This is a genomic window from Olivibacter sp. EAT-5, assembly GCF_044784325.1.
Lineage (GTDB): Bacteria > Bacteroidota > Bacteroidia > Sphingobacteriales > Sphingobacteriaceae > Olivibacter > Olivibacter oleidegradans.
On sequence record NZ_CP173028.1, the window covers coordinates 2,076,759 to 2,089,469 of the forward strand.

Annotated in this window: 8 protein-coding genes; 6 read left to right on the forward strand and 2 right to left on the reverse strand. The window is 43.3% G+C overall.

Annotated features, from left to right (window positions below):
• Nucleotides 1–3: 3 nt before the first annotated feature.
• Both ACH11B_RS08520 and ACH11B_RS08525 read right to left on the reverse strand, forming a co-directional pair.
• The gene (locus ACH11B_RS08520; RefSeq protein WP_242627103.1) at nucleotides 4–1,263 is read right to left on the reverse strand and encodes a peroxiredoxin; all 1,260 of its coding nucleotides are present in this window, start codon (nucleotides 1,261–1,263) and stop codon (nucleotides 4–6) included.
• 64 nt (nucleotides 1,264–1,327) lie between these two features.
• Nucleotides 1,328–2,476, reverse strand: a complete 1,149-nt coding sequence (locus ACH11B_RS08525; RefSeq protein WP_130854449.1) for an acyl-CoA dehydrogenase — start codon at nucleotides 2,474–2,476, stop codon at nucleotides 1,328–1,330.
• Between the two features lie 167 nt (nucleotides 2,477–2,643).
• Here ACH11B_RS08525 and ACH11B_RS08530 point away from each other — a divergent pair, with 167 nt between their 5' ends.
• From ACH11B_RS08530 to ACH11B_RS08555, 6 genes are all read left to right on the forward strand, one after another.
• Nucleotides 2,644–3,144: a phosphomannose isomerase gene (locus ACH11B_RS08530; RefSeq protein ID WP_013664933.1), complete on the forward strand. Its 501-nt coding sequence runs from the start codon at nucleotides 2,644–2,646 to the stop codon at nucleotides 3,142–3,144.
• A 118-nt stretch (nucleotides 3,145–3,262) separates the two neighbouring features.
• On the forward strand, nucleotides 3,263–5,143 hold the full coding sequence (locus ACH11B_RS08535; protein WP_013664934.1) for a DNA topoisomerase IV subunit B: 1,881 nt from the start codon (nucleotides 3,263–3,265) through the stop codon (nucleotides 5,141–5,143).
• A gap of 4 nt (nucleotides 5,144–5,147) precedes the next feature.
• Nucleotides 5,148–5,987 (forward strand): formyltetrahydrofolate deformylase, encoded by an 840-nt coding sequence (gene purU / locus ACH11B_RS08540; protein ID WP_130854448.1) that lies wholly within the window; start codon nucleotides 5,148–5,150, stop codon nucleotides 5,985–5,987.
• A gap of 344 nt (nucleotides 5,988–6,331) precedes the next feature.
• On the forward strand, nucleotides 6,332–9,592 hold the full coding sequence (locus tag ACH11B_RS08545; protein ID WP_013664936.1) for a TonB-dependent receptor: 3,261 nt from the start codon (nucleotides 6,332–6,334) through the stop codon (nucleotides 9,590–9,592).
• 11 nt (nucleotides 9,593–9,603) lie between these two features.
• Nucleotides 9,604–11,481, forward strand: a complete 1,878-nt coding sequence (locus ACH11B_RS08550) for a RagB/SusD family nutrient uptake outer membrane protein (protein ID WP_013664937.1) — start codon at nucleotides 9,604–9,606, stop codon at nucleotides 11,479–11,481.
• Nucleotides 11,482–11,672: 191 nt separating this feature from the next.
• Nucleotides 11,673–12,662: an aldo/keto reductase gene (locus ACH11B_RS08555; protein ID WP_130854447.1), complete on the forward strand. Its 990-nt coding sequence runs from the start codon at nucleotides 11,673–11,675 to the stop codon at nucleotides 12,660–12,662.
• Nucleotides 12,663–12,711 lie beyond the last annotated feature (49 nt).

Genomic DNA, 12,711 nt, shown 5'->3' on the forward strand with positions numbered 1-12,711 from the left:
ACTTTATTCAGCTAACAGTTTATTGATTTCTTTTTCGAACTCTTGAGTGAACTCGGTATAGTGTTTTCCTGTTGCTGGCCCGCTGAAGCCGGTGTGGATTTTATCAACCGTGCCGTCCTTCTTGATGATGATGGTGGTAGGAAAGGCAGAAAAATTATCCAATGCCGGTATACTTTCTTCCACTTGCCCTTTATCGTTTGTATAACCGGTTAAGAGGATCGGATAGTTCACTTTAAATCGATTTTTTAAGTTCAAAACAGCTGCTTTGGCCTTGTCCATTTCTTTATAACGTTCATAGGCCAAGCCGATAATCTCCAAACCTTTGTTCTTATATTTTTCATAGAACGGTGCTAGAAAAGCGGTCTCGTCCATACAATTGGGGCACCACGATCCCAAAAACTGAACCACTACCACTTTATCTTTAAAACGATCGTCGCTTAACGAGACTTTATTGCCGTCAAGATCCTGAAAGCTGAACGTTATGCGATCGTTTCCGGGTTTTAGCCCGGCAATCTTGTAAGCATCGGGCAACATCGCATCTTCGTCACGTCTGGCCGACCAATTCATCACGGAGCTCGGTCCGGCATACATCTTGCCTTTAATAATATCACTGCCATCAGTTAGATCTCCCGTGAATAATACAGGGCTAGAGCCGCTGAAAGCGGATACCATAAATGTTTTGTTATCCACTACACCACTTAGAAAACGATAGTCTCCAGTTGTTGTAAGAAACGATCCATTCACTTGATTGCCGGATTGCTCAAATTCGCCTACCGCAAAAGTCGTATCGGTGCCATTATTTTTATAAAATTGAACAGACCATCTGCCCGTCATATTAATGACACCTGAATTCTCTTCCTTCACAAAGCGAAACGATTGGTTGGATTCAGCCATGAAGGGCATGGAAATCGTTTTGTTTGGTAAATGCTTAATCCATTTTCCCTGTAATCCATTTGCCGTTTTTACAGCCCTGATCTCACTTTCATAAAGTGGGGTCTTTATAAAAACGGAATCAGCGGTTTCTTCTATCTCATTGATATTCAAACGCTCTTTCCCGTTCAAAAAGGCCATTTGTTTAACCCCCAAGGAATCATATATTTCGAAATTGAAGGGGATATCCACCGAATTATCCGTTTGTAAAGCACCTCTCCACACACCGTTGGTAAGCTGGTTTGTTTTGTCTGTGCAACTTGTAAAAGCGAGGGCTGTGAACAAGCTAAGGAAAAGAAAACGCGCAATATTCATCGTATTATTATTAAGCATTCGGATATCGTTCAATATCCATGCCGCTAAAATACTAATCTTTCGCTTATTATTAGAAGTGATACTAAAAGCCCTCTTTTAATATAGACCGAGCAATCACCATACGCTGGATTTCTGAGGTGCCCTCATAGATTTGCGTTATCTTGGCATCGCGCATGAGCCGCTCAACATGATATTCCTTCACAAAACCATAGCCTCCATGAATCTGTACCGCTTCTACGGTTATGCGCATGGCCGTATCAGAGGCAAAAAGTTTAGCCACCGCCGCAGCTTCCGCATAGGGTTGATGCTGATCTTTCAGCCATGCGGCCTTCAGGCACAACAAACGTGCAGCTTCTATTTGCGTATACATGTCTGCCAACTTGAATTGAATGGCTTGATGCTCGGCAATGGGTTTTCCAAAGGTTGTTCTTTCCTTTGCGTATTTGAGCGCTAGCTCGTAAGCACCGGAGGCAATACCTAATGCCTGCGCTGCTATGCCGATTCGGCCGCCTTCTAACGTTTTCATGGCGAATTTAAAGCCAAAACCGTCTGCTCCAATTCTGTTTTCCTTTGGTACTTTGACATCCGAAAATTGTAAGGAATGGGTGTCTGAGCCCCGTATTCCCAGCTTATTTTCCTTGGGCCCAATTGTGAATCCAGGGGAATCTTTTTCTACGATGAAAGCGTTGATCCCGCGATGCCCAAGGTTGGGGTGTGTTTGTGCGATTACGAGATACACAGCAGCGTTGCTCCCATTGGTAATCCAATTTTTAGTTCCGTTAAGTAGGTAGTAGTCTCCCTTATCTTCCGCAATCGTTTTTTGCGAAGTGGCATCCGAGCCGGCTTCGGGCTCGGAGAGACAAAAAGCACCGATCTGTGTTCCCGCAGCCAGTGGCTTTAGGTATTTTTCTTTCTGCTCTTCTGATCCGAATTTCTCTAAGCCGTAACATACCAGGGAATTGTTTACTGATACGACAACGGAAGTCGATGCATCAATTTTAGACAATTCTTCCATAACGAGCACATAAGAGACTGTATCAAGTCCTGCCCCATTATAGGCAGGATCGGTCATCATCCCAAGAAAACCTAATTCGCCAAGTTTTTTGACTTGGTCTGCTGGAAATTGTTGTTTTTCATCACGTTCTATTACACCGGGTTTTAGTTCAGTTTGAGCAAAATCGCGTGCTGCGTCTCTGATAAGCAATTGTTCTTCAGTTAATTCGAAATTCATAATGCTAGGGTTTGTTCCAAATTTACTGATTTTTTATTATGCAAGCATAATATTTTTGAAATACGAATACGAGCAAAACGAATTAAGACGCAAACCTTAACCTGGGGTGTAGGGAAGATAACCTTTGAATTCAAAAAAACTCATTATCTTAGCAAAAAATAAGAACCATGACAGACATAGCTAAACAGGAAATTTTTGCCGAAATAGAAGAAACACTTAAAAAACAGGGTTTTCACATCGATAAACAGGATCAGACACGTCCATGGGGTGGTTTTTTTGTGATCGACGAGAACCAGGCGCAACAGTTTGCAGATACATACTTCAACGGGCTGAATGTGCAAGACCTAAAAATATCAGGAAAATTAAGTCCAAAAATATTAGTTGTAGCACCACAAAAACGTTTGTCATGGCAATACCATCACCGCCGTGCGGAGATATGGCAAGTTGTTAAAGGAGACGTTGGTGTGGTAATAAGTGATACAGACGTGGAGAATGAAGTGAAGACAAAACATCCCGGTGATGTCATCAAGCTTGAAAAAGGAGAGCGCCATCGTTTGGTAGGCTTAGACGGATGGGGTGTGTTGGCAGAAATATGGCAACATACAGATATCGATAATCCTTCGGATGAAGATGATATCGTACGGGTGCAAGATGATTTTGGAAGATAGGTACAATTAGCCAATGAGCTATGTAATTATTAGCCAATGGTCGATTGATATTTAGTAGTCAATAAAGTAATGAAGTAATACAGCTGATGGCTGGTTGCGGATAACTGATAACTAAAATATGACAAATTACAACGAAGATAGTATACGCTCGCTCGATTGGAAAGAACATATCCGGTTGCGGCCAGGTATGTATATCGGTAAGTTGGGCGATGGATCAGCATACGATGATGGAATTTATGTGCTTTTGAAAGAAGTGGTTGATAACTCCATTGATGAATTTGTAATGGGGGCGGGAAAAACAATCGATATCAGTGTCAGTGAGTTAAAAGTCTCCGTACGCGATTACGGTCGTGGTATTCCGATCGGAAGTGTGGTTGATGTTGTCTCCAAGATCAATACAGGTGGAAAATATGATAGCAAAGCTTTTCAAAAATCGGTGGGACTAAACGGAGTCGGTACGAAAGCAGTCAACGCGCTCTCTTCATCCTTTGTCGTACAATCGTATCGAGCGGGTCGTACGCGTATTGCTGAATTCAGCAAAGGAGAACTCTTGAAAGATGAGGAAAAAGAAACCACGCAGCGCAATGGCACCGCGGTCACCTTTGTTCCAGACGATAGCATCTTTAGAAACTATAAATATAGGCCCGAGTTCGTTGAAAATATGATTTGGAATTACGTGTTCCTGAACACGGGATTGACGGTAAATTTCAACGGACAAAAATTTGTTTCGGAAAATGGCTTGCGCGACTTATTAGAGCGTAATATTGATGTGGAAGGTATGCGCTATCCCATTATTCACTTAAAGGGAGAGGATATTGAGATCGCGTTGACACATGGGCAACAATATGGAGAAGAGTATTACTCTTTCGTAAATGGGCAGCATACTACGCAAGGGGGTACGCATCAGGCTGCCTTCAGAGAGGCTGTCGTGAAAACCGTACGTGAGTTCTATAAAAAGGAATTTGATGCATCGGATATCAGGGCTTCCGTAATTGGGGCCATTGCCATCAAAGTGCAGGAACCTGTTTTTGAATCGCAAACGAAAACTAAACTGGGATCGCAAAGTATCGGCCCCGATGGACCAACCGTGCGCACCTTTATTAACGACTTTGTAAAGAAATCGCTGGACGATTACTTGCACAAACATCCCGATACGGCGGACGCTTTATTGAAGCGTATTCTACAATCTGAACGGGAACGTAAGGACATAGCCGGCATCAAGAAATTGGCCAACGAGCGGGCAAAAAAAGCCTCCCTGCATAATAGAAAGTTACGCGACTGTAAGATTCACTATGACGATAAAAACGAGCGTAATCAGGAAACTACCTTATTTATAACCGAAGGTGATTCTGCCAGTGGTTCTATTACCAAATCCAGGGACGTACAAACACAAGCGGTATTTAGTTTGAAGGGGAAGCCCTTGAACGCCTTTGGGCTAACGAAAAAGGTGGTGTATGAGAACGAAGAGTTTAATTTACTCCAACATGCCCTGAATATTGAGGATGGTATAGACGGTCTCCGCTACAATAATATTGTGATTGCAACAGATGCAGATGTTGACGGAATGCACATACGCCTATTGTTAATGACCTTTTTCCTGCAATTTTTTCCTGATTTGGTAAAGGCAGGACATGTTTCTATTTTGCAAACCCCTTTATTCCGGGTGAGAAACAAAAAGGAAACGATCTATTGCTATAGTGATGAAGAGCGTCAACGGGCGATTATAAAATTAGGTGGCAAGCCGGAAATTACCCGATTTAAAGGATTGGGAGAGATTTCGCCCGATGAGTTTGGTCTTTTCATTGGTAAAGACATGCGCTTAGATCCTGTGATCTTGTCCAAAGATCAGAAAATTCAGCAATTGCTTGAATACTATATGGGTAAAAATACGCCGGATCGGCAAAAACATATCGTGAACAACCTACGTATCGAGCAGGATGTTTTAGAAGAAGAGGCTGCGGCCGCTAAGCTTGCCGATGAATTGAAGGCAGCGGTTTAACGAAATGGAACAGACCCTGATACTTGTTCACTGTACCGATGCGGTCGGTTTAGTTTCGTCCATCGCACACGTCGTAGCAAAATATGGTTTGAATATAACTACCATGCGTGAGTATGTGGACGAAAGTACCAAACGTTTTTTTTCGCGCATCGTTTGCATGGGAAAGGCCGTTGACCCTGAAAAATTAATGCAGGAGTTATTGATGATCCTACCTAAAGGTGCTTCTGTAAAGGTGAATCCGCCAAAACAGAAGCGCCTTGCCATACTGGTCACCAAAGAACCGCACTGCTTGGGCGATACACTGGTGCGCTATTTTTTCAATACACTGGGTGCCGATGTCTGTTGCGTTATCGGAAATTACGATCACCTGCGGTCTTTTACCGAGCGTTTTAATGTACCTTATCACTTTGTAAGCCATGAAGGGAAAACAAAGGATGAATTTGAAAAGGAGCTGCATAAAACAATTTATAGCTACAGTCCGGATTATGTTGTATTAGCCAAGTTCATGCGCATTTTATCACCTGTTTTTATCGCGCATTATCAAGGAAAGATCATCAACATTCATCATTCCTTCTTACCGGCCTTCATTGGAGCGAACCCCTATCAGCAAGCATATACCCGCGGGGTAAAAATTATCGGTGCTACGGCCCATTTTGTAACAGACGATCTGGATGAAGGACCGATTATTGCACAAGACGTAAAACCGGTCAACCATACGTATACAGCTGACGATATGCGCAAAGCAGGAAAAGAAATAGAAAAGGCGGTTTTAAGTAAAGCACTGTCGTTGATTATCGAGGACAGAGTCTTTGTAACCGGTAATAAAACGGTTGTTTTTGAGTAATTAATTGTTAAGGTGCGCCTTATGTAAGCCAAAGGCCCTCCTTTCTGCAAAGTGATTCATCCACGAATCGCTTTTTTTTGTAGATATTTTCCAATCCCTCGAACAGGACGTTTCTCTTTTTTCCATAAGTAAAAATACTTCTTTACTACTTATTGTAACTTATACACAATTTCTAATTTTTTCTTGCATCCTATAGGATCATTGTTTATGTTTACGGCAACCGAATTAGAACTTTATTAGAATTTACAAAAACCAATAAACTAACATATGATTCTACTAGTCGCGCGGAATAATTGTGATTAGTACAATTATAGACTTTTAACATTATAAACAAACCAGCTATTATGAACTTAAATCGAAGTGATTTTAAGCGTGTATTATGCGGGGCTCTTTTGGTAGCGGGATTTCACGCACCTTATGAAGCTTTGGCAAAAACCAATTGGCTAGCGAGGGAAGTTAAGGATAATCTCTCGGCCGTTAAGCAACAATCAACAATCACCGGAAAAGTCAATTCCATGACAGGCAACGAGGGAATACCCGGTGTAAGTGTATTGGTAAAGGGCTCACAAAAAGGAACAACTACCGATGTCGACGGGAAATTTAGCTTAGAGGGGGTGCCGGCTAATGCTACCTTGGTTTTTACCATGGTGGGCTATAAAACACTGGAAGAGCCCGTAAATAACCGCAAATCAATAACCGTCACCCTTCAGGACGATATTGCCAATCTCGACGAGGTCGTGGTGGTGGGTTATGGAACACAAAAGAAAGAAACCGTTACCGGTTCGGTCGTATCAGTAAAAAGTGAAGAATTGGTCAAGTCACCTTCGCTCAATGTCTCAAATTCATTGGCAGGTAGAATGCCTGGTGTCATCGCAACTCAAAGCAGCGGCGAGCCGGGAGGTGATGGTTCTAACATTAAGATCCGGGGAACAAATACCTTGGGAAATAGTAGCCCGCTCATTGTTATTGACGGTATACCGGCAAGACAAGGGGGGATTGAACGGCTGAATCCGGCAGATATAGATAACATTTCGGTGTTGAAAGATGCTGCAGCAGCTATTTATGGTGCTCGTGCTGCTAACGGGGTCATACTAGTAACAACCAAAAGAGGTAAGTCCGGCCGACCTCTTCTATCTTATACCTACAATCAAGGCTTTGCGCAACCAACGGTGATCCCCGAATTGGCAGACGCTGCGCAGTATGCCGAAATGCGGAATGAACTGGAGGTTTTTAAACTTCCTGTGAACGAATGGCAGGCAGCAAACAGCGCCTTTAGAGAAACAGGCTCCTACACGCGCTCCAACGGATCGGTTCTTACCGCACCATTTCTTCCGGCAGATTTCGAAAAATTCAAAGATGGGTCCGACCCATGGGGACATCCCAATACCGATTGGTACGATGCTACGCTGAAAAATTGGTCGCCTCAGGCAAGACATAATGTACAGTTGACCGGTGGTTCTGATAACTTTAAATATTTAACGTCCATCGGTTATCAAAATCAAGATGGTTACTACAAAAATTCAGCTACCGGCTATAAGCAATATGATCTGCGGATCAACCTCGACGCAACAATCAGTAAGTATGTGACAACGAAAATCGGTGTATTGGGACGTCAGGAAAACAGGAATTACCCAACTAAATCCGCCGGAACTATTTTCAGGATGTTGATGCGTGGTAATCCTACCATGCCTGCCTTTTGGCCAAATGGTTTACCCGGTCCTGATATAGAAAACGGAGAGAATCCCGTAGTGATCACAACCGACCAAACCGGTTACGACAATAATAAGCAGTACTTTTTTCAAACAAATGGCCAGGTCGATATTACCTTCCCTTGGATTGAAGGGTTGAAATTTACAGGTACGGCGGCCATTGATAAATATATCAAGCAATCGAAGAAATGGGAGACTCCCTGGAATCTTTATACTTGGCAAGGAGCATATGAAGACGATGGGGTAACACCGCAACTGGTGCGTGGTAGACGTGGCCCTGCCGATCCTCGCTTGACACAGGCAAACGAAGATCAATTAAACATTCTTCTCGGAGGTGTTTTGAATTACGACCGCTCTTTCGGTGATCATACCTTTAATGTAATGGCAGGGGTGAACCGCGAAACGATCGATAACGAAAACTTCAATGCCTACAGACGCTATTTTATTTCAACCGCTATTGATCAGCTGATCGCAGGAGGAGAGCGCGAAAAGAATAACAACGGCGGAGCCTGGAAACGCGCAAGACTGAATTATTTTGGTAGGGTTGGATATAACTATAAAGAAAAATATATTGCTGAATTTCTATGGCGATACGATGGCTCTTATATGTTCCCGGAAAACAGTCGTTTCGGCTTCTTCCCGGGTGTTCTCGCAGGTTGGCGAATCTCAGAAGAGAATTTCTGGAAAGAGAATATTTCTTTCATCAACTATTTAAAGCTCCGCGGTTCATGGGGTCGAATGGGTAATGATAATATATACTTCAAAAATAACTACGCAGAAGGGCAATACTTAGAGGATGACGCTAGATTGCAAGAATACCAGTATTACTCAACCTATGGATACGGCACCTATATCGTTGATGGTTTATTGGTTAAATCATTATATGAATCGCGTGTTCCTAACACAATGGTAACATGGGAAGTTGCTGATAATTATAACTTAGGTTTGGACGGTCAGCTCCTCGATGGTAAGATCAATTTTGAGTTTGATGTATTTATGAATAAACGTTCGAATATTTTATGGCAGCGAAATGCTTCGATACCGCAAAGTACCGGTATGACACTACCTGCTGAAAATATCGGAAAAGTGGATAACAAAGGATGGGAGTTCAATATTGGTTATAATGGTGCAGCAGGAGATTTTAAGTATAACATTAACGTCAATGGAGGTTATACCAAAAACAAAATCAAGTTTTGGGACGAAGCACCGGGGGCACCTGAATGGCAGCGTACAACGGGAAGGGTAACAGATGCTCAACTATATTATATTTATGACGGTGTGTTCCGCGATGAGGCTGATATTGCGGCTAATACATTGGATTATAGTGCGATTACCAATAACCTACGTCCGGGGGACATGAAGTATCAAGATTTTGACGGAGATGGAAAAATTACACCGGACGACCGTGTTCGGCGTGATAAGAATAGACAGCCTACTTTTCAGGGTGGTTTGAATATTGGTATGCAATATAAAAACTTCGACCTGACTATCTTATTCCAAGGTGCTATGGGTGGTGAACTCCGGGTCGGTTCGGACGAATCGGGGGCCATCGGGAACTACTTATTGGAATTTTACGAAAACAGATGGACGGTTGACAACCCAAGCAGCGAACATCCACGCATTACAGATCGGAGCGATCAATACTATTCCTATAACAATACCTATTGGTTGCAAAGCACTAACTATATCCGCTTGAAGAATCTGGAATTAGGCTATACCCTGCCAACCACAATCGGCGAAAAAATAGGGATCAGTAACCTGAGGGTATACGTAAGTGGATTCAATTTGCTAACCTTCAGTAAAATGAAGGCTTATGATCCGGAATCAACCAACGTATTGGGACAGTATTATCCGCAATCACGCATTATTAATACAGGATTGGCGGTAACCTTTTAATGAAAGAAATCATGAAGAAGTCATATAGAATATTAGGTGTTATAGCCTTGTTTTTACTGGGAATAGTCTCCTGTAAAACTGATTTTTTGAACACGGAGCCGATGACCGAAGTGCCTCAACAAGTGGTATGGAGTGATGCCGGTCTGGCAGAAGCATTTATCCTTGAGATGTATAATGGAATCGGGCAGGGGGGCTTTGAAGAAGAAATGCAGTCGTCCATGACCGACGAATCGATGTTTACCCATCCCGGAAGAGGAATAAATACCATTACAGAATCTCGTTCAAACCCCGCTGATCAAGGGATGATCAAGAGAACGTATCTATGGGATTCGCTCTACATGCGCATCCGGGCAACCAATATTGCCTTGAAAAATCTAGCGACGCCACAGTTTGAAAATACCAATAACCTGGTAGAGCGTTTAAAGGGAGAAGCACACTTTTTAAGAGCCTATTATTATCAGCAATTGCTTCGTTTTTATGGAGCAGTGCCACTCATTAATCGTCCTTATGAATTAGGGGAAGCAGATTATACCGTTCCTCGTAATACGTATGAGGAATGCGTCAATTTCATCGTAGCGGATTGTGATACGGCGATTAATTTATTGAACGGGCTCACAGCGAGCACGGGTAGGGCAACCAATGTGGCGGCGATGGCATTGAAGGCTCGAGTACTGGTATATGCTGCGAGCGATTTACATGATATACCTACGGCCTCCGCTAAATCCCCAACCATAGCAGGTTATAGTAATAAGGAATACTTGGGCTATGTAAGTGGAAATCGGATGGAGCGCTGGCAAAAAGCGAAAGATGCTGCAAAGGCCGTAGTGGACCAGTCGGCATTTGCCTATAAAATGGACTTAACGGGTCCCGTTAGTCCGGAAGAAGGAACGGAAAACTACATGGTGTTGTCGTTGGGGGGTGGTAGCAGGGCCGTTGCGGGAGATGGTGGACGAGAAATACTATTGGGACGCTTTTTCGTCGACCTGAAAGACGAGGCAGGTAACTGGCTCGGAAGAAATAATGGACCGAATGGTTATCATAACTGGGCAGGAAATACGCCAATACAGAATTTGGTAGACGATTACGAGATGATCGATGGCTCGCGCTTTAGTTGGGATAACCCCGTACATAAAGCCGCCCCTTACCAAAATAGGGATCCCAGAATGTATGCCACCATTTTACACGATGGATCGGATTGGAAACCACGTACGGATGATGTGAAAGGACGCGATCCTAATAATCAGATACAGACAGGGCAGTATCAGGTAACTAATGCTTCCGGACAAGTGGTGACGCAATATGGATTGGATACCAGAAACAGTCCAATTGAAGATTGGAACGGCACGCATACCGGTTATTACTTCCGCAAATTTACCGATCCGGATCCGGCTGTGGTTGACCAAAACACGCGTCAATTTATCCCCTGGCCGGTATTGAAGTACACAGAAGCCGTATTAAACTACGTAGAAGCCTGTATAGAATTGGGCGAAGATGGAGAGGCGCGTAACTGGTTAAATAAAATTCGTTTCCGTGCAGGCATGCCGGCAGTAACCGAATCCGGTGATGCACTGCGGCAACGTTATAGAAATGAAAGACGGGTAGAGTTAGCCTACGAAGAACATCGCTTCTTTGATGCGAGAAGATGGATGATTGCGCCTACAACTTTAGGAAACAAAATCAGAATCATCCGCATATTTGGAACGCTGAAAGATGGTAAGCAGGTGCGTGTTTATAAGTACGACCCCGAAAATTATAATTACACGTATACGCCCTCGGAGCTCGATCCCGGTATCGAAAACCGCCAATGGTTAGATAAAATGTACTTTATTAGTATCCATCGCGACGAAATGAATCGAAATGCAAAGCTAGTACAGAATCCAGGGTACTAATTTTTAACGAAAAGAGACCTCGGAAAATGGATCACCCAGTCACTATTCGGCTGGGTGATTTTTTTTAAACGCTTAGTTCCCCATTCAACTATTTCTCTACTAACGAATCAGCTTCCTGTCATCATTTCCGTTTTTTTCAAAACTTTTACGGCCATTCATTAGTTTTACAGAAATCAGTTAACAATAACAGTATGGAATATAGAAGAATGGGCCGTACGGGGCTACAGTTAAGTGCACTGTCCTTTGGTTCTTGGGTAACCTTTGCGCGGCAAGTGGATGATACCTTAAGTGACCGTCTAATGGGTATCGCTTATGACGCCGGGGTTAATTTTTTTGATAATGCGGAAGTTTACTCACGAGGTGAATCAGAAAGAATGATGGGAAGGGTGTTAAAAGCAAAAAGCTGGGAGCGCTCTTCCTATGTTGTCTCCAGTAAAGTCTTCTTCGGCTGGAAAGGACCCGATAAAAAGCCAAATCAGTATGGATTAAGCCGCAAGCATATCGTGGAAGCTTGTCACGAAGCCTTGCAACGTTTACAGGTTGAGTACCTTGATCTCTATTATTGCCATCGTCCTGATAAAAATACACCGATGGAAGAAGTGGTTCGTACTATGAACACATTAATTCAGCAGGGGAAGGTTCTCTATTGGGGTACCAGTGAATGGAGCGCTGCGGAAATTGTAGAGGCCTATGCCGTTGCTGCCAAATTGAACTTGGAACCGCCGGCCGTTGAGCAGCCTGAGTACAACTTATTCCATCGACAAAAAATAGAGGTTGATTATTTGCCTATCTTCCGTAATCTTGGCATGGGAACTACCATCTGGAGCCCCTTGGCTTCGGGGCTATTAACCGGGAAGTACAATGAAGGCATTCCGGAGGGGTCGCGTTTGGCACTGGAAGGCTATGAATGGCTGAAAGATAAGTCCTATACGGATCAAAAGCTCGGAGCTGTGAAGAACCTGAAAAAGGTAGCCGATGAATTAGGGGCCAGTTTGGCAACTCTTTCCATTGCCTGGACGCTTACGAATTCAAATGTGACAACCGCGATTCTTGGTGCAACAAAGGATAGCCAGCTTCAAGAAAATCTAAAGGCCTTGGAAATCCTTCCAAAATTAACACCTGAGTTATTGGCGAAAATTGATGATATTATGGGAACGGCACCGCTATTGCCGGAATATTAAGTATAAGTTAGTTGCCAGTTACGGGTTACAAGTTTCCGAAAAGCTTTCA